The organism is Akkermansia sp. UNK.MGS-1, assembly GCF_000980515.1.
Taxonomy (GTDB): Bacteria; Verrucomicrobiota; Verrucomicrobiia; order Verrucomicrobiales; family Akkermansiaceae; genus Akkermansia; species Akkermansia muciniphila.
In genome coordinates, this window is sequence record NZ_LBCB01000038.1 from 1 (window position 1) to 25254 (window position 25254).

A 25254-nucleotide genomic window follows, 5' to 3' on the forward strand; every position below is an offset into this window, starting at 1 on the left:
CCTGTCAAATACGCGTTTGGGATCGGTTGAACCATCTCCTACTTCATAAAAATACCCCAAATTGACCATGGCACTGGAATTACCTTGCTCTGCCGATTTAAGCGTCCACTGAAAGGCAAGCTTCGGGTCTTTGGGAAAACCGTGAAGACCGAGCGTATAAAAATGACCGAGCGCATTTTGAGCAATGGCGTCTCCACCTTCTGCCGCTTTACGGTATAACTGAAGAAACATCTCCTCATTTCTGGGCTTATGGATGCCTTCTTCATAAATTTGAGCCAAAATACATAGTGAGGCAGGGTTATTTTGAGAGGCTGCCTTTTCCCACCAGGAGATAGCCTTTTCCATATCCTTTTTCATGCCAAATGTTCCCTGAGCACAAAAAAGCCCCATGTAATGTTGTGCAGCCACTTCTCCTTGCTGCGCCGACAATTCAATCAATTTGATTCCTCTTTCCGGATCCTTTCCGATTCCATTTCCATCAATAAGGCATAAACCTAAACTGAATTGGGCTCTTTTCTCTCCCTGAGCGACGGCTTTTTCCCACCAGGATACGGCTTTTTTCATATTTTTTTCAACTCCCATGCCCGTGAAATACATACTACCGGCGCGTGACTGAGCTTCAGGAACCCCTTGACGAGCCGCTCGAAGTGTCCATTGTGCCCCCAGTTGCAGATCCTGGGGAATATTTCCCAACCCATATAAATATCCCATCCCGAGCAAGTTTTGGGCATACGCATCCTTTTGTTCCGCTGTTTTTGTAAGCCAGGAAATGGCAAGTTGAGGATTTTTCGGAATTCCTCCTTTCCCGTTAAGATAGTAAAGTGCCAGGGCATTCATGGCTTGGATATGACCCAATTCCGCCGCTTTCCGGTACAGCTCGAAAGCCTGCTGTTCATTTTGTTCCACCATATTTCCCTGTTCATAACATTGGGCCAGAATATACAAGGCCTTTGGATGATTGAGATCGGCCGCTTTCTTCCAGTGTGAAAAGGCTTTCTTCATATCATCATACAAGGCGTAGGAATCACCCAGCCATAACAAGGCTTCCGTATCATTTTGTTCCGCCGCCTTTGAAATCCATTTCATGGCTTCATCGTGGTCTTTCCGGCATCCTTCTCCGGAAGAATAAAAGAGACCAGTCATAAACTGTGCATTAGGTAATCCCTGTTCGGCCGCTTTCAGGAACCATCCAAAGGCTTGTTCCATATTTCTTGTCCCTGAAGTTCCTTTGGCTTCCAGCAACCCCATGTTGAATTGAGCGTTTGCAAATCCCTGCTGAGCCGATTTAAGCAACCATTTGCGTGCTTCGGTATCATTATGCTCAACACCAAGGGATGTGGCATAAGCCACTCCCAGATTGTATTGAGCCTTGGCATGCCCTTGTTCCGCCGCTTTACGAAACCAGCTGGCGGCTTGTTGATCATTTTTTTCTGTTCCTGTACCGAAGGCATAGCATCTGCCCAGTTGAAACTGGGATTCCATGTCCCCCTGCTCAGCCTGCTCCTTTAATACATTAAAATCAGGTAACTGTTCTGTGCTGGATAACGCCGAAATGGGTAAGGTAAATGCAACAAAAGTACAGGCGAAAACAGTGTTCCAGTTCATTATTTTCATGTTGTGAAGGATGACAGGCAGGGAAATTCCTGTGTTTGATATATATGATGATAGGAGAGTTGCTATTCCAACGCCACTCTCTGGGTCCTATATTCCGGAACGTTCATGTTGCCATGATTGTTATGAGATGAATATGCCAATGGGAGAGGGCAAGGTATCATTTGGAGGCAGTACTAGATAACTCAAAGATCTTGTAGAAAATAACGAGCGCTTTTCCTCAGCATGTCGGCATCTTCTGCTCTGCCATTATTTCTCAACTTTGACTCCAATTCCCGGGCTCTGTCGGCGAGGGCATTCAACTTGTTTCGAATCCCGGTATTCCTTTGTTGAATCGCTCCCTCAAGTATCCGGGCTTTGCGCCTGGCGTTTTCCGCTCCTGACGGATCGGTACGGCCAGTGAGAGCGTTGGGAGTCATACATGAGACAGCCCATGATTCAAGGCTGGATATTTGCTTTTCGTCTTTGATGTTCTGTTTACGAATCAGGGATATCTCTTGCTTTGACCTATAAAGATCGGTAACGACGGAGGCGAGGTCGTTAAGTAGTAGTTGATCATCCTCTTTTGCGTCCTTCAGAGCCCGCTTAATGTTGGCGATGGACATTTTCCCTGCATTAAGGTTGCCGGACGATATATCTTGTAAAACCACTGGTTTTTGAGCCTCCTCGGGAGAAAGGGAAATCTTTTCCTTTCCCTTCATCTCCTTGCTCTTCGCGTTTGCCACGGCTTCCCGTAATGCTTTCACACAGTCCGTATGTCGCTCATTAGTAGCCAACATAAGAGCCGTTTCCCCATCCTTAGTTTTCGCATTAACATCCGCTCCTGCTTTCAATAATACTTTCACGCAGTCCGCATGCCCAAAAGCAGCAGCCATCATGAGAGCTGTACCCCCAATCTTAATCTTCGCGTTCACATCCGCCCCTGCTTCCAGCAATGTTTTCACGCAGTCCGTATGTCCCTTAAGAACGGCTCTCATAAGAATTGTAGTGCCGTCCTTATCTTTCGCGTTGACGTCTGCCCCTGCTTCCAGCAATACCTTTACACAATCAACATTGTTTTTAGCAACAGTTGCCATAAGAGCTGTCCATCCATTCTTATCCTCCGCATTTGCATCCGCTCCTGCTTCCAGCAATGTTTTCACGCACCCCGTATGTCCACCATCAGCAGCCCACATGAGAGCTGTAACTCCATTCTTATTCTTTGCGTTAACATTCTCCCCATTCTTGATCAATTCTGTTACCCTATCCATATACCCATCTTTGACAGCCTCCATGAGAATTGTATTTCCATCCTTATTTTTCGCGTTAACGACCGCTCCTGCATCTATCAATACTTTCACGCATTCCTTATAACCATACTCGGTAGCCAACATGAGTGCCGCCTGAGCAGCCGTACCTTTTGCGTCCACTCCAGCTGACATCAATTCTTTTATGCATTCTGCTTTGCCCTTCCTCGCTGCTTCAATAAGAGCTTGCTCTTTTCCTTGAACACTCACCCCAGCCGATAACAGTACCCTTATGCTTTCTGTTTTACCAAATGTAGCAGCCATAATGAGCGCACTAGATTTGGCATAGTCATCCACCCCAGATGATAGCAATAGCTTTATGCATTCTATTTTGCCAAACGCAGAAGCAGAATTAAGTGCCTTTTCTTTCGCTTTCACATCTACTCCGGCAGCAAGTAATACTTTTACATATTCTGTATTCCCTCTTCTGGCAGCATCAATCAGAACTTGGTGATCTTCCGAATTGATATTCGCTCCGGCAGCAATCAATACCTTCATAGTTTCTGTATGTCCTCCTTCTGCGGCACACATCAGTGGGGTCTGATCAGAACTATCTTTTGCGTTTACATCAGCTCCGGCAGAAATCAATGCCTTCACGGTTTCTAAGTGCCCTTTGTTAGCAGCATGCATTATAGGGGGCCATATCCCTCCCTTTTTCATATTAACATCCACGCCTGCAGCGACCAATGCTTTCACTATCTCGGTATAACCTTTTTTAGCGGCACATACCAGAGGAGTAAAACCATCTTTATCTTTCGCATTTACATCTGCCCCAGCTTCCAGCAGTACTTTCACGATCTCGGCATTCCCGTTAAGAGCTGCCTTCATGAGAGCCGTTTCTCCCCCCTTATCCTCCGCATTCACATCCGCTCCGACAACCAGCAATGCTTTCACGCAGTCAGCATTGTTCTTAGCAACAGCAACCATAAGCGCTGTTCTTCCATCTTCATCTACTGCATCTACGCGAGCTCCATTTTCGATCAATTCTGAGAGTTCTGAGTCAATTTGCGCGATTTCTTCCAAGGCCATTTCTTTCTCGTACCTCTCACATGAGAGAAGAAGTGAAGTGGGAATCAACGCAAGAACTGCAACGCGACCGATTCGATATATCTTCGAATTCATATGGTTCTACAAAGGGTTATAGTAACATAAACGATATGTTCAATGTGATCATTTAGTTTTATTATATTTGAAAATCAACTTATTGATGTAATATATAACGAATATAACGCAAGCAGTAAAACAGATGGAAATAATGGTCCCAATGATCAACCAATTCTCAACAGCTCCTCGGCTGGATGCCCCTCCTGAAGCAACAAGAACAATAAACCCTAATATATTAAGAATACAATATGTTAAAAATGGCCATAATTGAATGCTTCCGGGGCGTTTTAGAAGCTTATTTCCTAATGAGCTTATTTTGCAAAAGGCAACAAATCCCCAATAAAAATTAAAAAGTGGAATGAAAAGAAATCCTATAGCTTGGCCGGGAGAAGGAATACGAATACGAGCGGAAATATTCTGCAATACCTTCCATGCCTTGAAAAGCCGGATCAATAGCAAGATAGATGCTGTCAACAAAGTCAATCGGCACATCAATCGGCAAATCATGAAAGCATCATAACTACGCTCACTGAATGCTATGGTTAACGCTATACTCAGAATTGATGATGCGCAGAAAAAACTACAGGCAACCCAGCTTTGGGGTTCCATGTAGTAAGTGACAGGGCGAGTATCCAGAATATCCTCTAAAGACACCCAATCTGTCATGCCCTGTTTCCACCCCAACTCGGAACCATACAGCTTTCCTGTTTTTACAGAGTTCTTTAGTTCATCTAAAGAATATGGCCCTTGCTTATTGCCATCATAATCCGCTACATAATACTCTTTCTTGAAATTATCAGGAATCGAAGGCGGTGGCGGAGGAATAATAGCAGGGAGAGGAGGTGTGTTCGGTTTGCAATCGGCAGTTCTCCTCTCATCATTTGTTATTCTCTCTACGTTCGACATCATTGTTTCAATGAGTATCCAGCTATCCATTCCCTCATGCCATACAAGCGTGCCTTCCGGGTATTTGCCCGCTTGATACCGGGTAATGAGATCTTTTTCATCATATGGCCCTTCCTGTGCTTTGTCTGGCAAGGTGACGTAATACTGCTTGTTACTCATAAATGCTAAATGTGGTAAACGAATAAAAATGGACGATTTAGAAGCAGGAAGATGTTCTCTTGCGTGAATATCTTCCTGCTTCTTTCATGATCTACATAGGCATTCCATTCGACTTGAGAATGCCACGGCCTTGACAGCGCTGGCATTTCTGGCCCCCGATGTTACCTTTGCCCTGGCATCCGGGGCAAACGATGACACCCTGGTTCTGTTGATGACAAATGGCATCCCCTACAGATTGCTGATGGGAGGAGGCCTGTGACTGACCGGCCATCATGCAGATGACCGTCAACGTAATAAGTGCAGCAATGCCGCCTGTAATGTATTTCTTCATATCGTTTCCTTTCGCTGGTGTAGCTATTGAACCGGAGCTACAAAATCCGGCTTATTCCAGAATGGAAGAAGATGGTTGCAGAATATGCTTCTTAACCCGTTTCCAGTTGCGGCAGGCCAACGTTCGAATCCCGGAATCCGACTGGCTGATCAGGATGCCATGCGCTGCCCGTTCACGTTCCAGAACGGTGCGGCGTTCCTTCTCGGTGAGAGTACCGGGATGAACGACCTCGACGATCACAGGCGTCATCTTCCCGTCAGGGAAACAAACCATGCACCGGTGCTCTACCGTTTCCATCCCGTCCGGCCAGGAAATGACCCCGGCGCTTTGCACCTCCTTCAGGGAATGCCATTGAAACCCTTCCGATGGGTCATTCCCGTTGCAATCCGGGTGACGGCAGTCCGCGCAGCGGTACCCCAGCGGCTCTCCGCATAAATCATCCACCAAAACCTTGTGGCCGACAGCCAGCCCTCCCTGCCGGTCGGCTTCCAGATTCTGGACGACATAACGGTGCATGGCCCGTTCGACGAGCATCAGTTGATGGCCTCCGCATCGGGGACAGGTGAACTGGATGATACTTTTCGTTGCTGGCATCTCGTTTACATTGCCTGTATATCTCCTTTTTACGATTTTAGTCAACCTGAAAATCTCAGTTTAATCTCAAAAATAGGGCTGTTATATAACCGTATTGCCATTCCTGAGCGATAGTGCTACATTCCGAAACATGGCGGGAGTGAATCAGGATGAGCTGAAAATGAATGTCAAGCTGTGGCTCAAGGCCAACGGTTTCGACTACGCATGGCTCGCCGAACGATGTTTCGTGACGGAAGCGACCGTCCGCAACTGGATGGCGAAAAAGCCCATTCCCGCCGCCAAGGAACACATCATCCGGGAACTCATCAAGCAGCTCCCGTTGACCCTTCCGAGCCGGGTGCAGGTGGAAGAGGAAACGCTGATTACCCTGAAGCTCGATCCGGATACCCGCAAGGTTCTTGAGAAAAAAGCCTTCTCCCAGGGCAAGACCCTGAAGGAGTTCCTGGCCGACGAAGTGCCGAGGCTGGGCAATCCCCCGCTTGCCTGATTGTATGGACGCCTCCGGCTTCGCATTGCCTCCGGGAACTCTGCTGGGCAATTACAAGTTGCTCAAGGCGCTGGGCCAGGGAGGCTTCGGCATCACCTACATTGCCTGGGACAGCCAGCTCAGGCGCAACATTGTTCTCAAGGAATGCTTTCCTCTGGGATTGTGCAGCCGGGATTCGGATACGGGAGAGATCATCCCGTTGCCTCATACGTCCCGGCAGGCTTACCGGACGGCCATGGATTCACTCCGCAAGGAAGCGCAGACGCTGGCTTCCCTGAACCATGAACGCATCGTCCGGGTCTACGATGTCTTCGAGTCCCATGGCAGCATCTTCTATGTGATGCCGTGGCTGGAAGGCGGTTCGCTGCGGGAACGCATGGACGAAGCCGCTTCCGGGAAGAGCATGATCACCCCGGAGCAAGCCTCCGAGTGGCTTCTGCTCCTGCTGGATGGGCTGAACTATCTGCATGGCAAGGGGATCTACCACCGCGACATCAAGCCCGGCAACATCCTCTTTGATGAACGGGGGCTGCCTGTGGTGATCGACTTCGGGGCGGCGCTCAACAAGCCGGAAGTGACTTGTACGATTACCCAGGGAGAATTCTCGTACGCCTACGCCTCCCCGGAACAAATCACCGGGAAAGGGGAAATCGGCCCATGGACGGATTTCTATGCGTTGGCCGCTACCTGGTACGAGCTGATCTCGGGAATTTCCGTCGAACCGGCCGACAGGAGGCTGATGCGGGATGATGTCGTCCCGCTCCCGGGCATGGCTCTTTCCCAGCCATGGCCCCGGGAATTGCTGGCATCCATTGACCGGAACCTGCGGCTCAGTCCTGAAGAGCGTTGCCAGACAGCCGGTCAGTGGAAGGAATGGCTGGAACAGGGGAAACCAGAAAAGATACACAAAGGAAATTCACGGAAAAATACTCTGATCGTTGCTTCCCTCGGTTTACTGGTGGTTATCATCATACTCGGAATATGGACGGTAAACCGATTATCCGCCGATAAGGCTGAGCCTCCTGATCAACTTGTGTCAGAAACAACAGGAGGTAACGACATACCATCTACTCCACCTTCCACGCCTGAAATTGATCAAGGAACATCAGATTCTTCTGTCCAGAAAATAAAAAGCCCTGCCATGGGTATTCCTCCATTAAGCAAGGACGCTTCAGCAATATTACCCAAGGTGCTGGATTATTTCCAATGGGAGGAACAAGAAAAAAGGCTTAGAGGCCAAATCAATAAGGCATCGCAGGACGATAAGAAATTCAAAGAGTTTATTCGACAAGAGGTTGCAACAAGAAAGCAATATATTGACCAATTGAAGTTTCCTCCGTGTATCATGGAAGAAGTGATCGTCGATAGCCAGCGAAAATATTATTCTCCCGTATGGTATGATTCCGTTCTACTGAAATCTTGTCGGGACTCATGGCAACATGTCGCCAACAGCCTGAATGACATGATTGCAAAAACAGCCCAATGGCAGGAACTTTACCTTTCTACCTCCATCCGGGAAAAAGAGTTTGTGCAAGAAATCGCATCACATGAAAAGCGGAAATTGCTCATGGAACGCACCAATCTAAATAAACTGGAGGACTCTGTCAGTGATTACCTAAAGACATCAGAGAAGGAAATCAGAGATTACGCCTATGAGATAGGCAAAAACTATTATGCTCAACCGACTGTAACGGAAGAATGGCAGGTTCGTGAAAAGTATAAAATAGATGCTATTCTCGGTGAGATAGGACAATCTAAACAGAAAATCATTCAACAAGCAGCAGAGCAAATTGATAAGAAGAAACTTTTTTTCGAGAAGGTAGACAACATAATTTCTTCATTCAAGACCCGTCAGGAATTACGAGAATGGTCTGAGGGAGACGAAATCCGACAACTGGAACAAGAAGGGAAGGCGCTGGATAAGGAATATGACCGGATCGCTGAAATGGAGCAGAATTACCGTGAAAAGGCAGGAGATTATTTCAACTCATTTGATCGCATCAAAACACTTGTTCCTGACAACGAAGTCGGTTGGATAGACAGCTTTGCAAATGAACTTTCTGGCCTTGTCAACTGGCCTACAAAAGGGATTAAAGGATGGGAGCAGGATGCCAACAATTACCTTTGGCGAAAGATTCGTCATGCTTCCAAAAGTTTTTAACGGCCTGGAATTGAAAATTACTTGCGGCCTTTCTTGTTCTCCAGCTTTTTGATATCCTGCTCCAGTTCTTTCACATAGTCCTGTTCCGCCTGGTGTTCGGCCAGTAACCTGCGGTGTTCTTCATAGAAGCGGTATTGTTCCCGGACATGTTCCCGAGCCTGTTTCATTGACCGGTTTCCCTTGCCTTTTAGTACACGCCTTCCCATGAGACGAAGCAGTTCGTTAAGCTTGTCTTCCCACTCATGCAGAAATATCTCACGGCGGTTCTTTGCCTGATCCTCGACAAAGTCCAGACACAGGGAGGTCAAACGATTGAAATCGCTGATTTCTTCCTCGTTAAGGTAGTTCTTTGCAACAGTGATATCACTGGCATGGATTCGGTCTCCAACCCAGCTGGTCAACCCCATGTTGGGTTTTGCTGCATCAGCCCGCATCATCATCAATTCCGCAGCACTGTGTCCGGTAATGGCGTAGTGCAGTTTGTTTTGAATCGAGCTGAAGAACTCCGTCGTTTCCTTTCCGGACGGCATATAGTCAGCCGCCATGGCAAAAACATCCTTGATACGCAGGTACATGCGCCGCTCGCTGGCACGAATGTTCCGAATACGTTCGAGCAATTCATCAAAATAGTCCGGCAACGGTGTTGTTCCGGGAATCGGCGGGTTCTTCAAGCGTTCGTCATCAATGGCAAATCCCTTGATCATGTATTCCTTCAGGCGCTGGGTCGCCCATATGCGAAATTGAGTGCCCCGTATGCTATTCACCCGGTAACCGACGGAAATGATCATGTCTAGGTTGTAGAAGATGACAGAACGTTTCACCTGTCGTTCTCCTTCCAATCGAACTGTAAAGAATTTCTTTACAGTTCCATCCTCTTGAAGCTCACCTTCTTGCAGGATATTCGCAATATGTTGTCCGATGTTCTGTTTACTTGTCTGAAACAGTTCGGCCATCATCTGCTGGGTCATCCACAATGTCTCATCATGAATGCGAAGATCCAGACGGATGTTGCCATCCGGAGAAGTATACAATAACAGCTCTCCGGGAACCGGGGTTTCGTCTTCTGTCGGCAGATGGGTCATACCTTGTCTTCTTTTCGATCAATCCATATTGCAACCCGAATAACGGCAGTCATTCTGGAACAACAAGCCCAATGGAGCATAGCAAAACCGGCATGCATGCAAAGCTCAAAGCTCACATCATCCGACGACTTTCATCAAAAGGCATCGCTCCCATGGGAACATTTCTCGAAATAACTACAGCCGCTATTTTAGGAAAACGCATAAACTTGAAATAGTGGAGATAACACCATTCATGTTGTGGGCTATCTAAAAGAAAGCCCCTCATAAGAGAGACTTCCTGATGTTGCCAGTCCTACACCTGCCACACATCCTCCGGGAGAGGAGTCAGAGATACCTCGTCTCCCGGCATGGACATATTGACCGTGCGGACACTCCGGCTCAGCCATGCGAACAGTTCCGGGAACTTCTGCTCATTGACCTGCATGGGCGGGCGCCCCGGGCTGATGCAGGAAAGCTCCAACAGATCGGCACGGCCTATACCGAAGACGAATACACTGAGCTTGCGGGCAGCCGTCAGTTCCTTCAATCGTCCCTCCAGCTCCCGGTGCCGGGCGCTGGTCGGAACCCCGTCCGTCATCACGACAAGCCAGGGCTGGTAGAATTCCACCCCGTGTGCCCGGTAGGTACGCTTGCGGCTGTCGAGTTCAGCTAGAGCCAATTCGACGGCTTCACCAAGGAGCGTTTCATTCTCCTGTGACGTGGAGATCTTCAGGACTGTGTCAGATTCCCGGATCGGACCGAACTCCTTTACTGTTGCTACCGTACGGGCGAATGTGATCACTGCTACGTCAGCGGCCAGCTTCGCCAGAGGATCGGCCAGAATGTCGCTGATGAACCGTTGAAGGCCGGCATTAAGTTCATCCATCCGGGTGACGATATTGTCTCCCGTGACGATATTCCAGTTGATCCCGTCAGAATACTCCTGACGGAGGATGTGTTGGTTGTCGCCCCGGACAATGCCGTTCATACTGCTGCTGGCATCCAGCAGAAAGAGAACGGGAAGCCGGGCGTTGGTGTTGTTGCTGAACTCGCGCATGGCGGCGAGTTGTTCCTGTCTGGTTGGGAGTATTGATGATGATATAGACATGGTTTATTCGAGTTAATGGTTGATGGTTGTATTTCGGGAGGCCTGATTCAATGCGCTACGACGCCGTATGCAGAGCCTGCACAGGGGGCGGGTATGAGATTGCCGTAAACGCCGGGCGACATCGTCAGGAGCCTCCCGGAAACGAATCCCGCAGTCCGCACAGATGTTGGATGTCATCTGTACCAGCAGACTTCGGGGTGGGCAGGGACGGTCGTACAGAAGATCCCGGTACATGGGATGATCCCTTCCGCCTCCCGGCTCCATATCCCTGAGGTATTGCAGCAAACAACGCGCCAGATACCCCGGCATGGCGCGTGGACGCAAATCGTGACGCTGGACACAGGTAAGATTGTGACCGAGTGCGTCGCGGAGCTTGCGGGGGAGATACGACCAGACATAACGTCCGGAAGTATCGGGCGGGTAGAATCCCGCAGGCGGTTTGTACGAAGCAAACGGGTATGGCAGTGCACCCTTCCTGGCGGCTTCCTGCATGTCTTCTCCATTACCTTGCCGGGCGAAGGGAGACAGGCCGAGAGTCAATGTCATGAAGAGCAGGACGGACAAGGCGTAGCCATCGTGGCTTCGGGTACGGAGGAAGTCTCCGAAGTTGCCTCGAAGTTCCGGAGCCCGGAAACGTTCTGTACCGACGGAACAGGGATAGTCTTCGATCTGGAAACTGTCGGCATCCACCCAGCAGACGGTGCCATCAGTAGAAACCATCACGTTACCGGGATGCAGATCACCCAGAACAACACCGTAACGGTGCAGCGTATGGACGGATTCCGACAGGTTCAGGCATAGCCTGGTCAGATCGTAACGGGTCCATGAGGGGAACTGGTTCGTCAGCAGTTCCGCATGAAACACGAATGCCCCGAGCGGAACACCGTCCGCCCGGGGCATCAGCACGCCGACAAAGCGCCGCAGTTCGTCGTACAGGATCTCGCGCGGCCACGCCACGCACGGGGAACGAATGGGGCGGGAACACATCAGCCGAAGCTTCTGCTCACGCCAACGCATCCGTTGCGTTGGATGATAGAGCTTGGCTACGAGTGGCGATCCTAATGCCGAATGGGCAGTAAAGACCGATCCTTCACCGCCTTCCGCAATGGGTTTTCCCAGAACGATTCGTTCCCCTCGATCAGAGAACAGAACATCCCCGGTCGAGTACTTCCTGCCATTGCCGCAGAGTTCTTCATCCAGCCGCCTCACCTGATGGCGGAGTGCATAGAATGGAGTCATGGAAACATGACGGCGGGTAATAAGCCGTCACATATAGATGACGCGAAGGGAATAGATTTTTCAAATATGATTGATAAAAAATGGATATGGAAACATTTTATCAATCATATTAGGACATTCATCCTATGTCTTGATTCATGATGCCATTGATCGTGCTCATCAATGAATCAAAAGGCTCCGGCTCATCAAAGAGCATGGCAGAAGTCTGTTCGTAGTCCCTTTGCCATTTTTCTCGCAATTCAAGAGAATCCGGGATCAGTTTCAAATCCGAGGGAAGCAATGTATCGTAATCGACCCATGTCTGCCAATGGTAGAGCTTGCGTTTGTCCCTTACATCGAAGAATAGCTCCTTATCAACATATCCCGCTCGGATAAGGGCTGCCGCATCATAATAGTGGCGTGCCAGCCTGGCCTTGATATTCCATCCTTCATGCGGACGGGATTATTCTCATGGAGAATGAAACACTTCTCCCAGAATGTTCGGAAAGGGCTAATCGTTCGTACTTCAGTCGAATCTGAAAACTCCGGAAATCCTTCCCCAATGTAAGAATCGACCATCCTGGCTTCGGATGGTTCCGTCTGAGCTCTCCCGCTCAATTCGATTTTGACAAAAGGACGAATGTAGAGGCTTTCATTCTGTTCGAACAAGGATGGATAATGGATTAAGAGGACAAATGGATCACGGGCCGAGGACAGATCTTCCAACTCGATATGCACATTCTTGATTCCCATTTCTTTCATCCTCTCCTCCATGAGAGGCTGGAGAACATGCTCCATCATCCTCCGGTAGTGGGGGCGAATCTTACGCAATTTAGCATCCCTCTGGCTGGCGGATTGAAACGCTGCCGGCTTATCTTCTTCACCCAGTTCAGCGAAGAAACGAGGAGATAACGCAACATCGATATCCTCAGAGAAACGGCGTATGATCCTGTACGCTTTGGAGAGGGACGTCCCGCCTCTGAAGCATAGATAAGGATTCAAGGAGTCTTCCCGAAAAAGGATATTCAGAGCCCGGCATACCCAGAAATCCTTTTCAACAATAGAAGGAATGATACCCAGCTGCTCGCCAATGTGGCGGCACAGGAATATTCGATCTTAGGATGGGAGACCAAGGAAATCACTCATGAGAGACAGGGGGCGCTATGACTTGTTGTAGAATGGGGCGCATCCATACAGGAACAAGTTCCATATCACGAGATAATTGTTCCTTTTCCGTATCGGAAAGCCGTTTGGTTAATTGAGTGACAACAAAATCACGATCTATCGACTTCCTGCCCAGCGAGCGCAACGCTTGAACGACCAATCCCGTAATACTCCCCGACAGGCGCATCAGCTTCGGAGATGTCTTCTTGAAGCGGAGTTTCCATCCACCTACGTGAACCGTTGCAGAAGGTCGATCCGTCAAATACTCATACCGCCCGGCCATTTGGTCGGAAAGCCACAAAGCGTTAGCGGCATGGATTCCGTTAGGTAAAAGACGAGCTTCATTTTTCCTTGCCCAGGCTTTCGCTACCTGCTCCGGGTCAGTTGGTACAGGCAAATTAAATCTCTTGTTGGTCGCCGGTATCTCATAGATACCGGGAAGGATACGCTTGAGCTCGCCATCTCTTGCCATGCGAGAAAGAGCTTGATCTACTGCTGTCCTGGGCCAGAACGCAAGAAAATCGGAAGAGGTGATAACCTCTCCTTTTGCCTTCTCGGAAAATATTTTTTCCCTCAGCTGGCTCCTGATGCTCCCCTTCATGATTAAAGGGTATTGTTTATCTGACTAAAGTCAATAAAAAATGCTGTTTATCTGACTAAAATGACTGAAGCAAAGATCAACTAACCGCATCGGGAATGATAGAAAGGTATGCTTCAGCATCCTTACGGGAAACACCCTGCCTGTAGTGGGATTCGGTCATCTGCGTTCCACTATGTCCCATCCAGCGGGCAACATCCGGCAAGGGATGGAGAGCAGCCTGATAGGAAGCGAATGAGTGTCGCAACGCATTCTTTGGTATCGTGATGCCGGCTTTGGCTGCCAGCTGGTCCAGACGATAGCCATATCTGAGTTCGTCATCCCGGGTCATTGGCTCCCATTCGCCTGCGGCCAGCCATGCCTTGATTTGCGGGGAGGTGGGTATGTAACGATCCTTCGTTTTTCCCTTGGGTCCTTTCGCGATCTCACGCGAAACAAAGATATCTTGATGTCCATCCGGTTTGTCCTTGTATTGAACAACTTCTGAACGTCGTAGCCCGCACAATCCCTGTAGAACAATACGGGAAAGCATGGGGCGGTCATATTTTAATGCCGCCTCAAGCAATTTCCGGAATTCGTCCGGGGTAAGAATCCCGATGGAGATGTGATTCCTGGAAGGAGCGACGGTCAAGGAGACCGGGTTTTTCTGAATCAGATCGTGCTGAATGGCCCAAAGGAAAAAGGCATTCAGCGTACCCCGGTACCTGTATTTGCTGGTATTCGAGAGGGGCTTTCCCTGATACCGGAACGAATCCAGTTTGTCATTGATTTCGGCGGCGGTGATTGATGACAACTCCCGGTTGCTCCAGCCTTGCTGCCATTTATCGAGTTCATGAAGGACGTTCTTATGGTGGGCCCGCTGGCATTGGCCCCGATCCAGCATCAGCAGCCTCTCCTTTCGATACAGAGCCATGGCGTCATCCAGAGATATACCCGCCGGGGGTGGTTTCGGGGCAGTAATGTTAACATGATCAGCAATGACGCTTAATTGTGATCCGAGTAAATCCTTGATTTCCTGCTCTTTGGTATCCGTGAGAGCATCTTTCCACCACGAAAGGAGATCAGTTGCAAATGCCTTTACCTCTTCAGGGTCTTCATGCTGGTACAAATATTGAAGCGTATGTTGCAGCAGGTTGTTGTTCTTTCCAAATTTTCTCCACAAGCGGATAGCGAACATTTCGACCACGGATTCTCCCTCTGCAACCATATTGAAGATTGCCAGGGCATCGTCGATATGCCCCTTGTCATACATATCGTAGAGAGCCCGGGCTTCGTCGTAATCGCGGAAGGTACGCTCTTTCCATTCTCCCGTGTCCTTGTCAACAAAGCGGAGCCGCCAGACTGAAAGTCGACCTTTCTTCTTCACTTCAGTGAGTTTGACTTTGCTGCCATATCGGCCTTTGGCATGCTTCCTCTTCATGTAACGAGAGTAATGGTTTACAGAAAAAGTTTCAAGACGAATTAGGGGACAAACTGGGGGACATATTCGTAAATTGTTTACAATGAATAAAAGTGTTTAGATTCAGGTTCTAGTGGGGGTTCCCCCGTGAAGGTTCGAGTCCTTTCGGGCGCACCAAACAAGGCCCTGCAAGTTAACTGCTTGCAGGGCCTTACTGGTTTTATGATGTATTCGTGCATTGGCTTTGACGCAACGCCGGAAGATTGGTGAAGGGGCTGGATAAGGATTATTGCTCCGTTGTTAAGGAACGCCTGTGGTTTTCAGGGGAGGGGGCGTTGCCTTTTTGGGAGTGGATGCCTGCGAATTGTTCATGCGCCAGCTTCATGAACATGCAGGAGGAACATTTCCTTTCAGCGGTAATGCGTTGTCTGCGCTCCTGGTCGTAAAGTTTCTCGTAGCGTTCGGCGCGTTTCATTTCCCTCCAGAGGAAGATGCCCATCACGGCTGCCACGGAGGCGCCGTTTTGAACGTATTCAAGCAGGGGATTGAGTTCTGAAGTCGCCATGCAAACAACCGCAAGGGTGTTGGCTAAAACGACACTTGTAGTAACGGCAGTCTGGGTCATGGGGCTGGAAAGGTCATGTTTCGAAACTTCTGCGCGCTTCGGAAATGCTTCCGAATTGATGGAGCTGCAAATGCGGCGGATCTGTAAAGGATTTCCATGTTCCTCCCCACTCCAGGCCGTCAATTTTTGCGTAAAGTTTGCCAAGAGTGGTGTAAAGAGGGTGATTGGGCAGGTAGTTGCGGTCCTGGAAAATTCCAAAATCCCAGGCCAGGCCGAAGTTGTGCCAGCTCTGGCCGCCGCGGGCATTCGTTACTTTAGGGCGTTGCCTGTAGAGGTCATTCTGTTCGGCATACGTGCGCGTTCCGCAGATAATTTTTGCTTCATATCCCTGGTTGACGGCTTCATTCCGGGCCAGTTTGAACCACTGCCGGGCGGCTTTTTGCGCTTCCGGAAGAAGGGTGGAGATGTTCCGTTCGGTGCGTTCGTCAAAGCATCCGGTCTCCATTTTGTACCGGTCGGCGTCCGTGCTCCAGCGTTCCGTTCCGTTCCGCGTGCCGTTGCCGGGAATGCCGTCAATGGCTCCGTGATAGTACCCGGCCAGGCGCAAGAGCCTTTGCCAGTAGAAGGTATCTTTCTGCAGGTCGGAAATGCTGTCAGCCATTGTCGTGGTTTTCCTGTTCCTTTTTCCGGTCTTTGGTGACAATGCCGATGAGGCCTGCCACCGCCATGCCTGCGGCGATAATCTGGTCGGCAAGAGCTTGTTCGATAGTGGCTCCGCAGGCTGTGGCCAGGGCAAGGAGGCCCAGCCATGTGGAACGTTCCGTCAGTCGATTGAGAATGTATTTGAACATGTGATGGTCGGTTGGTATTGAAAAGTCCCTCTGTGGGAGAAGGAGGAACCCGCCTTTCCGGGAATGCCAAAGGATGGGGAAAAGGTTTTTCCGAATCCTCTCCGCCAATGGGGAAAGGGGGGCATCAGTTCTCCGCACAAGTTGCTCTGAGGTTGCTGCCGCGATTTGCAAAGATTCCGCGGATACTTTTATTGCTTGCCCTAATCGGCAAAATCCGTCACAGGAAACGATACTTGTCTTTTATTCATGAAGATACCATAATGCGCCAACCAACGCCATTATGAATAACCGTTTAACATCGTTTATTATCCGCAGATTTCTACCATTTCTCCGGTATGAATATCTCAGGGAATTGGAAGCGTACCTCAGAAAAGAGGTAACTGGTTTTCCTACTGTAATTCCTCCTGAACCTTTTTCCGACCGCCAACAGCTGGAGGCATACCGCAGGGCTCTCGGGCAAACTATTATTTCCGGCATTTGTTACCGGATGTACGGCCTTAAAAAGGAGACGGACAGGATTTACCGTATTTTCCACCTTTTGCAAACGTGCAGTTCCGGTGAAGCTACTGCGGATTTGCGGGAATACGCCGAATCGTTGGGCGTTTCCGTCAACAGAGATTTTTCCAATGGAATTGAACTCGCCGTTCTGCATTTTCTGGACGGCAATATCAGCTTGCTCAGGCAGATTGAGGAATTGCATTCCATTAAAAAGAGGAAATCGTATCGTATTCTTCCCCCCATGAAAGATGCGCTTCCTTTTCCCATGATTACGGAGAAAGAAAGGGAGAAGGAAAAAGAAGGCTGCCGTCAATATCTGTCCCGAATTTTGTCGCAGAAGGGGATGACTGACGTATGCGTTATCAGCTGTGACCGGATTTCCTCTGATTACTGGTTTACCATCAAACGGGGGCATTATCAGGAAACCGTTGATGAGGTTGACACGTCGGCCAAAGAGATAGTCAGCAGCATACGTACTCCCGGGAATACGGACATTGTCATCTACAGGGGGAGTTCGAAATGCCTGTACATCAATTTACAGGTCAGCGCCAGAATCCAATGGATGATGCGGGCCTATGCCGTCATTGCTGGCCGCATGCTGTTCGGCTCGGATATTTGGGAATTAAGGAACCGCTACACCCTGAGCGTGTTTAATAAGAAGTCCATCGCCGACATTGAGGTGTTCAATAATATTCCGGGTCTGCGAAGGGTTGCTGTTTATAAGCTTGTCATGTCCAGGCCTCTCCATGCAAGGAAGAGGACGGAGAAAGAGGTGTTGATGAGGGGATTTACAGGCACTTACAAAAGCCTTTCCGAGCTTGGCGATGAAGACGGCCCCCTGATTGTCGTCCCCAGCGGGTTCCATGTGGACAAGGCGTTTTTTTATTTTGAGTTTGAAGAAGGAGACCCGAAAACCGTTTCTTTAACTCCCGATTCCAATGGCCTGGAATTGGAAAGCGAGCAATACAGGCTCATTGATATGTATTTTGAACAGGCCGGTTTTGACCAGTTGTACAACAGGATTCATGGAGCTTAATTACGGCAATATCCTCGATATCATTATTGAAAGCGAGAGCCTGGAGTCTCCCGATTGGATATGGAAAGCCAGGGTGGGCGGGGATTTTTATCCGGGGCACTGGGTATGCGGCTGTAAACTTGCCGGAATATCCGGTGACTATTACAACCCCGACGATATCGACAATCCTTTGAAAGTGGTGGCTCTGCCTCCGGAAGAAGAGCCTTTCTACGAGTACGGAGGGAACCCCGGGGAAGAAGACCGCAGGCGTTTTTATGTATTGAAGGAACCCTGCTGCCGGGAGCCTGTTGAGAGGAGCGAGCTTTTCGTGCATGCCCTGGTGTTCAGGAAGATTGCTTTGAATATTGCCCGTTCTTGCGGAAAGACGGAGAGGGAAATCAGCGGAACGGAGCTGATTCCGGAGTGCCTGATCAGGCTTTTTGATTTTCCCGTAACCGCCTATTTTGCTTTTGCTTTTGATGAGCGGCTTGTTTCCAGATGCCTGCGCGTCATCCGGCAGGCACAGCCGGGAAAGCCCTTTCTTCTCTTGGTGATGGGGAAGCGTTGGCGGACTGCCGCCATGGAGGCTGCAATTGTTGAGAAGTACCAAGGCATCGTTGTTTCCATTCCCGACGTCATGGTGACGACGAAAGATGGATTTGCCTGGGCGTACGGCTATTCCTGGGTGTGGCTCAGGGAGGGCATGCCTGTTCATGCGCGCACGGGGGAAAGTCTTCCAACCGGAGCCATGTGGGAGGATCTGTGGATTTCCGTGACCGATGAGCGGGAAATAGTTTTTTCCTGTTCACGGGGCGGTAGGGAAGTGAAGGAATTCATGAGGTTTTCCTATCGGGAGGAAAAACGTTTTTTCAGCAGACAACGGGCGGCTGCGGGACAGGATTCCACGAAGCCGGCTTATAAGATGCTGTTTTTGTACGTAATGAATCCGGATAAAGCCTGTTTGGACAAGGAACTTTTGAAAAGGGCCGGGATCGGGAATGAGGCGGAAGCCAGGTCGGATTTGAGAAAAGTTCTTGTGGAAAGGCTGCCCCAGCTGGCGGAAAGGGACCCGTTTGCCAAGAAAAGGGAGAAGTCAAGGCAGGGCATGTACCGCCGGTTCCAGGTAGTTCCCTGTAAATCTTATATCCGTCCTTTGGAACTGATGCTTTCGCTTGAAAGGAAGCCGGAAAGGCACAGGTAGGAGGGCAGGCGGTTATAGACCCTCCCCATGAGCGGCTAGCTGGATGAACTTATTCGTCCAGCTAGCCGCTTTCTTTTGATAAATATATGAATTTCAAATAATAATGATGATACGGATGTGGGGCATTTTTCGCTAGCTGGATAAGTCCGCACAGGGTTGGTGAATATGCACGAAAAGCAATCACCAACATTGTCGGAAACCGTGGAAAACCACGCCTTATATCTCGCTCAGCGCCTCCGATCAAAAGCAAAATCCATCGGGTTTCAGATACCTGAGGAAGAATATCTGGATGTCCTCCAACGGTTCAGAATCCGATGCTGGGAAATTTGCCGCCGTTACCGGAAAAGTGGGGGAGCCGGCATAAAAACATACCTGGGCAATGCAACCGTTTTTGAGCCGGAACGCTATTTGCGCGAGAGGAACCGGAAGAAGAGACTACTGCTGCGGGAAGCCCGTCCGCTTGAATATGAAAATGGCCGGGAAATTGACGCTGACGAGCATTCGGACTTCCTTTCCGGGCTGATGTTCCGGGAAGACTTCGAGCGGGAAATGGAATCCCTGGAGCCGCAGGAAAGGGAGCTGGTTGAGGCATTGATTGACGCTGAAGGGAATTTGTCACGGGCAGCCAGAAGCATTCATCTGGAGGAAAGCAGGGCGCGCCGCCTCCGGAAACGTCTCCGGGAAGAAAAATTCACTTTTTTAAGAAATGGGCGGCAGATTTCCGGAAACGCGGCAAGCAATCATAGTGAAGGCAGATGAACGTTCTTTCTTTTCTGGCGCATGCCCTGTCCGGGACAGCTCCGTGAAGAGCCGTTTATTCACTTTATCAAGAACCGTAAGCATTTGAAAAACAAAATGATGAATACAGCAAAAACATGCGTGAATTCCAGTTCCCGGCCTCAGCGTTCGGAAAATTCCCTTTCCTGTCCCGTGGCAGATGCCGCGGCAGGCCCCTCCCATGAACCCCTGTTTCCTGTAGGCACGGTTACCGGAGATATCAGGAACAACGACATTGTTCTTCCCCGCCTGAACATTGTTCAAAGCGTAGGCGCCCTTTCCGGGATATTTTCCCCCGGCAGCATCATCCTTAACAGGGAAGTCGTGCTTTCCGACGGAAGCGTTCCACTGGAGCTTTCCGTGCTTTCCGCGCGCAAGCAGTTTATTGAAAAACTCCCCTTTGATTCCGTAGAGAAGCCGGCCGTCTTCAATTCTCTGGAAGAAGTAAGAGCCGCCGGCGGCACGGTCGGCAGAGAGCCGGGAAACCGGCCTTCTTTCGCTCCCGTTCTGCATGTGCAGGCACTTTTCAAGGCTCCGGAGGGCGTGGATTATCCCTTTCCCCTAGAGTACGAAGGAGAGGCTTTCGGGCTGGCTGCCTGGTCCCTGCGCGGCATGGCTTATTACCTTGCGGGGCGCGACATCCTCACGGCTTCCAGATTTGCCCTGAGGAATGAATTGTTCGCCGGCAAGTGGAAGCTGACTACCAGGCTCAGAAGGCTGGAACATAATGGCATTTTCATTCCCGCGCTGCGCAGTGCGGGCCGCAGTACACCGGAGTTCTCCTCCTTCATCAGGAGCATCGGTTAAATTTTACTCACCCTCCGCAACGAAGAGCAGTGCTCATGAGCAGTCCAATCAAGAGATTATTCGTCAACGGGTTCCCGAGCCTCTACGGAGGAGCGGGAACGGAACTTCACCACCAGATCATTGTCTGGCGCAAGATGGGCGTGGAAGTCCATCTCATCCCGTCCTGGGATTACCACGGGGAGCCTCTTTACAACGAAATGGTTTCCCTGGGCGTCATCATGCACGCCCCCGCGGACTGGTCGGCCGTCCAACCCGGCGACCCCGTGCTCGGTTTCTGCAATGCTGGCTTCCTCAACGCCTTGCCGGAAATACGCAGGCATACGAAACGCACAGTTTTCATCAACTGCATGACGTGGCTTTTCCCCAGGGAAAAGGAGGCCATGCAAAAGGGGGAAATCGCCATGTTCCTCTATCAGAATGAAGCCGTCCGCCAGGAAGCCATGCCCGTGCTGCGCAAGCTCAACGGCGACCCGCAAGTGCAGTTCCTGACCTTCAGGCCCTATTTCCATGCGGAATCCTTTCCCTTTATCCGGGAACGCGATGAGGATTTCTTCGGCTGCGGGCGCATCTCCCGCCAGGATGCCGACAAGTTCGCGGCCAACACCCTGCATATCTACGGCGCATTCGTATCCCCCGTGCAGAAGCGCGGCCTTTTCCTCGGTTTTGACAAGAGGAGCGAAGCCAAGATAGGCCGGCCCTTCGACTGGATTCGGATTGCCCGCAATCAAAGGGAAGTTTCCCAGCAGGATTTTTACAGGCACAGCCGGATCATCCTCCAGCCGTCGGATACGACGGAGAACTGGCCCCGCATCGGCTTTGAGGCGATGGCCAGCGGCAGCGTGCTCATTGTGGACAACCGGGGCGGGTGGCGGCAGATGGTGGAGCACGGCAAAACAGGATGGCTGTGCAGTAACGAAAGGGATTTCATCTACTACGCTTCCAAAATGGCCTGTGAACCGAATCTTCGCGACGACATGGCGGAGGCGGCCCGGGCGCGCGGCCTGGAGCTGGGCGGGCTGGATGTTTCCCTGGAGAGCTGGAAGGAAGTGCTGGAGGCGATGGCAAGACTCCCGGAATGAACATGGAACGGAAAACCGGCCTTATGAATAAAAAATATGTTTCCCCGTGTTTCCTGCCCGGCATGCGGCTGGGCAACATCATGTTCACGCTGGCGGCCGCCTGTGCCCACGCCCGTACCGTAGGGGTGGAGTGCCGGGTGCCCTGGGCTTACAATGACGCTTCCCTGATGCTGCGCTCCCGGCTCGGCGGCTGGGTGCTCCCTTCTACGCCGTGCGGCACCAATGAACCTCCATCCTGGCAGGAACCTTCCTTTTCCTATTGTCCGGTTCCCTCCCGCATCCGGACGGGCGGGCTTCGCGGCTACTTCCAGAGCGCGCGGTATTTTGAAGGGCAGGAAGCGTTCATCCGGGCGCTTTTCGCGCCTCTCACCGCGGAGAAGGAGCCCGGCGCCGTTGGCATTCACATCCGGCTTGGGGACTACAGGCGCCTCCGTGACAAGCACCGCATTCTGGACCCTGGTTTCCTGCGGAGGGCCGCAGGGCATTTATCATCCGGGAAGAACCGTCTGGTGCTGTTCAGCGATGAGCCGGACGAGGCGGCGGAGATGCTTGCGCGCGTGCCGGCATTCGGACGCTTTGCGCTGGAAATCGACCGCGGCGCTCCGTGCGAATCCCTCCGCCGCATGACGGCGATGGAGGAACTCGTCATGTCGTGTTCTTCCTTTTCCTGGTGGGGCGCGTGGCTGGGAAATACCCGGAAGGTCATCGTTCCGCGCGACTGGTTTGTCGGCGGTGTGGAAGACTACCGGGATATTTACCTGCCCCATTGGGTAACACTGTAATTCCGCCACGAACCCATACCCGTAAAACAATGAATACGAGAACCGTTACAAGCCTCTGGGTGGGAGGGGAACTTCCCCTGATGTCCGTTCTGTGCATCAAATCGTTCCTGGACCATGGCCATGCTTTCCAGCTTTTCAGCTACCGGAATTACGACAATATTCCCGCAGGAACGCTTGTGCGCGATGCGCGGGATATTCTCCCGGAGGAGGCGATTTTCCATGATTCCCACAATAGCCTGGCACCGTTTTCCGATTGGTTCCGCATGAAATTCCTTTCACAGGAAGGCGGCTTCTGGGTGGATATGGACGTCATCTGCCTGGGTGATGAACTTCCTGCCTCTCCTCTCTGGTTCTGCAGGGAGTGGGCGGAGGTGGTGGCCGTAGGCGCCATGGCCTTTCCTCCCGGTCATTCCGTTCCCGCAACCCTGTGCCGCCTTGCTGAGGAGCCGGCGCTCCGCGTTCCCTGGGACTCTCCGGAAGAAGTCCGGGCCAAGGAGGAACTGCTCCGCCGTGTGCCGGATGTCGCCGATCGCCGGCGCCAGGTGCCATGGGGATTTTGCGGCCCCACCGGGATGACGCGCGCGTTGCGCCACTACGGCCTGTTTGACCGGGCCGCTCCGTCTTCCCACATGTATCCGGTCCCCTGGACGAGATGGCGCGACTGCTACAACGGCAACATACGCCTTGCCGGGCCGGAATTGTCCAATGCCTGGTGCGTCCACCTCTGGGGAGAGATGGCCAGGCGGGAGCCGGACGCCTGGGAAAATATGAGCCGCAGCAGCATGGCAGGCGAGCTGCTGGACAGGCATCTGCCGGGCCACGCCTGGAAGCCTGCCCCCGGGCCGCGTAAAAAAGTGAATATCCTGGTGGGCATCTGCAGCTGCACAGGCGCGGCGAACCGCCGCAAGGCGTGCCGGGAGACCTGGCTTTCCCATCCTCAGGAGGGTGTGGAATGCAGATTTTTCCTGGGGCGGCGCACTCCTTTGCCCAATGAGCCCGATGTAGTGGCCCTTTGGGTGGAGGACGATTACAGGCACCTGCCCGCCAAGGGGCTCGCCTTTTATCAATATGCCCTGGAACATTATGACTTTGACTGGCTTTTCAAGTGCGACGACGATACCTGGCTGGCGCTTGACCGCCTGGAAAGCCTCTGCGACGGCCGCTATGACCTTGTGGGCGACATGTCCCTGGCGGACAGGGGGTTCCCCAGCGGCGGAGCGGGCTACCTGATGAGCCGGGCGCTTGTGGAGGGCATTGTGGCGCACGGCGGCCGGGTTCCCGCCGTCGGGGCGGAGGATGTCATCTTCGGCCGGCTGGCGCGGGAACTGGGCGCGCGCGTCCATGCCACGCCGCGCCTCTTCCTCAGCCATGCTCCGGCGCCCCACCGCCTGAATGACCAGGTGAGCGCCCATTGGTGCTCTCCGGGCAGGATGCACGGCATTGAGGCCCTTTTCCATGATGAGCCGGTGGCCGTTTATGACGCCGTGCATCCCCATTGGAGGGACGAACTCCTGTTTTTTGCCGGGGGCCGTTTCATGCGCGGCGCCGGCGGCTGCGCCGGGCGCTACGTCCTGCAGGACGGGCTTCTCACGCTGTTCTGGGATGACTGGGCGCCGGAAGCTCTGGAAAAAAACGGCAGCGGATTTTCCCGCGGTCCGTTCTCCCTGACCCCTGCCGCCGGCAGCCGGCAGCTTCCTTTTCCGGAGTCCGTGTCCTGACGGGCATGGCCTCCATTCCCTGTTCTTCCCATCCGTCCGCCGTGGTGCGGCACGGGGAAGGAAGATGAACCAATCCAATCGGCGCCTTTCGCGCCGCAATAAAACAACAATCATCACACCATGTATACCAACGAACAACCAAACGACGACCCCTCGTTGAACAGGGGTTCCGCCAACAAGATGAACACCAACCCCGCCGCCGGACCTCCCGGGGCGGCCAGCCAGCCTGGAGAGCCGGGCGCCGCAGCGCCCCTCCATGCCATGTCCACCCCCATCCAGCCCTACGGCGCGGATACCGTTATCTATGAAAAATCCGACAACTTCGTTCAGACGTCAGCCGGAGCCGATGTCTTCATGCCCCCCGTCAACGACACCTTCAGCGTCCCGGAAGGAGGGGCCACGGCCGTGGCCAGCCTGACGGTGGACGACTGGGGCAAGCTGACCATCTCCGGCCCGGGCGGCACGTTTGAGCTGGACCTGACCTCCGCCGTCGATGAACCCGGAAAACTGGGAGGCCACCAGGAATGGACCAAATCAGGCTCCTTTGAACTATCCGAAGGCACGTACACCCTCTCCGTCACGCACCAGAACATCGACATGCCGCACAACGAATACAACCAGTCCGTGTGCAGATACTCCGTGACGGTGACCGCGCATGGGGACTCCAGCAGCAGTTCAAGCAGTTCGGACACCCCTCCTTCCTCCCTCTCGAGCAGCTCCTCTTCGGACGTGCCGCCGGAGGAAAAGGAAATCTGCTGCCGTTGCGGTACGTGC

23 protein-coding genes and 1 pseudogene are annotated in these 25254 nt (G+C 51.7%); 10 read left to right on the top strand and 14 right to left on the bottom strand.

The annotated features are described in order from the left end of the window. The 5 genes from WW58_RS10805 to WW58_RS10825 all read right to left on the bottom strand — a co-directional run. The coding region (locus tag WW58_RS10805) for a tetratricopeptide repeat protein (RefSeq protein WP_288143454.1) at window positions 1–1605 on the bottom strand (1605 nt) is incomplete at its 3' end. 191 nt (window positions 1606–1796) lie between these two features. Next, window positions 1797–4019 (bottom strand): ankyrin repeat domain-containing protein, encoded by a 2223-nt coding sequence (locus WW58_RS10810; RefSeq protein WP_215833377.1) that lies wholly within the window; start codon window positions 4017–4019, stop codon window positions 1797–1799. A gap of 48 nt (window positions 4020–4067) precedes the next feature. Continuing rightward, complete coding sequence (locus tag WW58_RS10815; RefSeq protein ID WP_046437616.1) at window positions 4068–5066, bottom strand: DUF4339 domain-containing protein; 999 nt, start codon at window positions 5064–5066, stop codon at window positions 4068–4070. 91 nt (window positions 5067–5157) lie between these two features. Continuing rightward, window positions 5158–5397: a hypothetical protein gene (locus tag WW58_RS10820; protein WP_046437618.1), complete on the bottom strand. Its 240-nt coding sequence runs from the start codon at window positions 5395–5397 to the stop codon at window positions 5158–5160. 51 nt (window positions 5398–5448) lie between these two features. Beyond that, complete coding sequence (locus WW58_RS10825) at window positions 5449–5991, bottom strand: hypothetical protein (RefSeq protein ID WP_215833378.1); 543 nt, start codon at window positions 5989–5991, stop codon at window positions 5449–5451. Window positions 5992–6121: 130 nt separating this feature from the next. Between WW58_RS10825 and WW58_RS10830 the strand changes: the two genes are divergently transcribed. After that, the gene (locus tag WW58_RS10830) at window positions 6122–6478 is read left to right on the top strand and encodes a hypothetical protein (RefSeq protein ID WP_046437621.1); all 357 of its coding nucleotides are present in this window, start codon (window positions 6122–6124) and stop codon (window positions 6476–6478) included. A gap of 4 nt (window positions 6479–6482) precedes the next feature. Beyond that, complete coding sequence (locus WW58_RS10835) at window positions 6483–8639, top strand: serine/threonine-protein kinase (protein ID WP_046437623.1); 2157 nt, start codon at window positions 6483–6485, stop codon at window positions 8637–8639. Window positions 8640–8656: 17 nt separating this feature from the next. Here WW58_RS10835 and WW58_RS10840 read toward each other — a convergent pair whose 3' ends face one another. The 9 genes from WW58_RS10840 to WW58_RS10885 all read right to left on the bottom strand — a co-directional run bounded on the left by WW58_RS10840 (window position 8657) and on the right by WW58_RS10885 (window position 16603). Then, complete coding sequence (locus WW58_RS10840) at window positions 8657–9721, bottom strand: virulence RhuM family protein (RefSeq protein WP_046437625.1); 1065 nt, start codon at window positions 9719–9721, stop codon at window positions 8657–8659. A gap of 292 nt (window positions 9722–10013) precedes the next feature. Next, the gene (locus WW58_RS10845) at window positions 10014–10808 is read right to left on the bottom strand and encodes a vWA domain-containing protein (protein ID WP_215833379.1); all 795 of its coding nucleotides are present in this window, start codon (window positions 10806–10808) and stop codon (window positions 10014–10016) included. Window positions 10809–10820: 12 nt separating this feature from the next. Continuing rightward, window positions 10821–12047, bottom strand: a complete 1227-nt coding sequence (locus tag WW58_RS13580; RefSeq protein ID WP_215833380.1) for a hypothetical protein — start codon at window positions 12045–12047, stop codon at window positions 10821–10823. Between the two features lie 330 nt (window positions 12048–12377). Continuing rightward, the gene (locus tag WW58_RS10860; protein ID WP_306670402.1) at window positions 12378–13136 is read right to left on the bottom strand and encodes a nucleotidyl transferase AbiEii/AbiGii toxin family protein; all 759 of its coding nucleotides are present in this window, start codon (window positions 13134–13136) and stop codon (window positions 12378–12380) included. A 28-nt stretch (window positions 13137–13164) separates the two neighbouring features. Then, complete coding sequence (locus WW58_RS10865; protein WP_046437630.1) at window positions 13165–13791, bottom strand: DUF6088 family protein; 627 nt, start codon at window positions 13789–13791, stop codon at window positions 13165–13167. A 76-nt stretch (window positions 13792–13867) separates the two neighbouring features. After that, entirely contained in the window at window positions 13868–15208 is a 1341-nt protein-coding gene (locus WW58_RS10870) for a tyrosine-type recombinase/integrase (RefSeq protein ID WP_046437632.1), read from the bottom strand. Between the two features lie 265 nt (window positions 15209–15473). Continuing rightward, on the bottom strand, window positions 15474–15812 hold the full coding sequence (locus WW58_RS10875) for a hypothetical protein (RefSeq protein WP_012420174.1): 339 nt from the start codon (window positions 15810–15812) through the stop codon (window positions 15474–15476). Between the two features lie 13 nt (window positions 15813–15825). Next, window positions 15826–16413 carry a M15 family metallopeptidase gene (locus tag WW58_RS10880; RefSeq protein WP_046437635.1) on the bottom strand — a complete coding sequence of 196 codons (588 nt, stop codon included), beginning with the start codon at window positions 16411–16413 and terminating at the stop codon, window positions 15826–15828. Beyond that, window positions 16406–16603: a hypothetical protein gene (locus WW58_RS10885; protein WP_046437637.1), complete on the bottom strand. Its 198-nt coding sequence runs from the start codon at window positions 16601–16603 to the stop codon at window positions 16406–16408. Before WW58_RS10885 ends, WW58_RS10880 begins: the two co-directional genes overlap by 8 nt. Window positions 16604–16883: 280 nt before the next feature. On the opposite strand from WW58_RS10885, the gene WW58_RS10890 reads away from it, so the two are divergent. The 8 genes and pseudogenes from WW58_RS10890 to WW58_RS10925 form a co-directional block, all read left to right on the top strand. Beyond that, the gene (locus tag WW58_RS10890) at window positions 16884–18137 is read left to right on the top strand and encodes a hypothetical protein (RefSeq protein WP_128153487.1); all 1254 of its coding nucleotides are present in this window, start codon (window positions 16884–16886) and stop codon (window positions 18135–18137) included. After that, on the top strand, window positions 18127–19317 hold the full coding sequence (locus WW58_RS10895) for a hypothetical protein (RefSeq protein ID WP_046437640.1): 1191 nt from the start codon (window positions 18127–18129) through the stop codon (window positions 19315–19317). Before WW58_RS10890 ends, WW58_RS10895 begins: the two co-directional genes overlap by 11 nt. 408 nt (window positions 19318–19725) lie before the next feature. Beyond that, window positions 19726–20076, top strand: a complete 351-nt coding sequence (locus WW58_RS13585) for a hypothetical protein (protein ID WP_146021571.1) — start codon at window positions 19726–19728, stop codon at window positions 20074–20076. A 96-nt stretch (window positions 20077–20172) separates the two neighbouring features. Continuing rightward, window positions 20173–20901 (top strand): hypothetical protein, encoded by a 729-nt coding sequence (locus WW58_RS10905; RefSeq protein WP_148038569.1) that lies wholly within the window; start codon window positions 20173–20175, stop codon window positions 20899–20901. Between the two features lie 35 nt (window positions 20902–20936). Then, window positions 20937–21980, top strand: coding sequence for a glycosyltransferase (locus tag WW58_RS10910; protein WP_046437646.1), 1044 nt, complete (start codon window positions 20937–20939; stop codon window positions 21978–21980). Window positions 21981–22003: 23 nt separating this feature from the next. Further along, window positions 22004–22762 carry an alpha-1,2-fucosyltransferase gene (locus WW58_RS10915; RefSeq protein WP_172973306.1) on the top strand — a complete coding sequence of 253 codons (759 nt, stop codon included), beginning with the start codon at window positions 22004–22006 and terminating at the stop codon, window positions 22760–22762. Window positions 22763–22791: 29 nt separating this feature from the next. Beyond that, the gene (locus tag WW58_RS13590; RefSeq protein WP_102758980.1) at window positions 22792–24480 is read left to right on the top strand and encodes a hypothetical protein; all 1689 of its coding nucleotides are present in this window, start codon (window positions 22792–22794) and stop codon (window positions 24478–24480) included. Window positions 24481–24600: 120 nt separating this feature from the next. After that, window positions 24601–25254 (top strand): annotated as a pseudogene (locus tag WW58_RS10925) (hypothetical protein); the annotation flags it as partial.

Excerpts from the sequence above, each read along its gene's own strand:
- WW58_RS10840 (WP_046437625.1), bottom strand. The coding sequence starts at position 9,721 with ATGACCCATCTGCCGACAGAAGACGAAACCCCGGTTCCCGGAGAGCTG.
- WW58_RS10815 (WP_046437616.1), bottom strand. The coding sequence starts at position 5,066 with ATGAGTAACAAGCAGTATTACGTCACCTTGCCAGACAAAGCACAGGAA.
- WW58_RS10825 (WP_215833378.1), bottom strand. The coding sequence starts at position 5,991 with ATGCCAGCAACGAAAAGTATCATCCAGTTCACCTGTCCCCGATGCGGA.
- WW58_RS10915 (WP_172973306.1), top strand. The coding sequence starts at position 22,004 with ATGAATAAAAAATATGTTTCCCCGTGTTTCCTGCCCGGCATGCGGCTG.
- WW58_RS13580 (WP_215833380.1), bottom strand. The coding sequence starts at position 12,047 with ATGACTCCATTCTATGCACTCCGCCATCAGGTGAGGCGGCTGGATGAA.
- WW58_RS10820 (WP_046437618.1), bottom strand. The coding sequence starts at position 5,397 with ATGAAGAAATACATTACAGGCGGCATTGCTGCACTTATTACGTTGACG.
- WW58_RS10890 (WP_128153487.1), top strand. The coding sequence starts at position 16,884 with ATGAATAACCGTTTAACATCGTTTATTATCCGCAGATTTCTACCATTT.
- WW58_RS10810 (WP_215833377.1), bottom strand. The coding sequence starts at position 4,019 with ATGAATTCGAAGATATATCGAATCGGTCGCGTTGCAGTTCTTGCGTTG.
- WW58_RS10895 (WP_046437640.1), top strand. The coding sequence starts at position 18,127 with ATGGAGCTTAATTACGGCAATATCCTCGATATCATTATTGAAAGCGAG.
- WW58_RS10865 (WP_046437630.1), bottom strand. The coding sequence starts at position 13,791 with ATGAAGGGGAGCATCAGGAGCCAGCTGAGGGAAAAAATATTTTCCGAG.
- WW58_RS10885 (WP_046437637.1), bottom strand. The coding sequence starts at position 16,603 with ATGTTCAAATACATTCTCAATCGACTGACGGAACGTTCCACATGGCTG.
- WW58_RS13590 (WP_102758980.1), top strand. The coding sequence starts at position 22,792 with ATGAATACGAGAACCGTTACAAGCCTCTGGGTGGGAGGGGAACTTCCC.
- WW58_RS10845 (WP_215833379.1), bottom strand. The coding sequence starts at position 10,808 with ATGTCTATATCATCATCAATACTCCCAACCAGACAGGAACAACTCGCC.
- WW58_RS10870 (WP_046437632.1), bottom strand. The coding sequence starts at position 15,208 with ATGAAGAGGAAGCATGCCAAAGGCCGATATGGCAGCAAAGTCAAACTC.
- WW58_RS10875 (WP_012420174.1), bottom strand. The coding sequence starts at position 15,812 with ATGACCCAGACTGCCGTTACTACAAGTGTCGTTTTAGCCAACACCCTT.
- WW58_RS10905 (WP_148038569.1), top strand. The coding sequence starts at position 20,173 with ATGATGAATACAGCAAAAACATGCGTGAATTCCAGTTCCCGGCCTCAG.
- WW58_RS10830 (WP_046437621.1), top strand. The coding sequence starts at position 6,122 with ATGGCGGGAGTGAATCAGGATGAGCTGAAAATGAATGTCAAGCTGTGG.
- WW58_RS10880 (WP_046437635.1), bottom strand. The coding sequence starts at position 16,413 with ATGGCTGACAGCATTTCCGACCTGCAGAAAGATACCTTCTACTGGCAA.
- WW58_RS10835 (WP_046437623.1), top strand. The coding sequence starts at position 6,483 with ATGGACGCCTCCGGCTTCGCATTGCCTCCGGGAACTCTGCTGGGCAAT.
- WW58_RS10910 (WP_046437646.1), top strand. The coding sequence starts at position 20,937 with ATGAGCAGTCCAATCAAGAGATTATTCGTCAACGGGTTCCCGAGCCTC.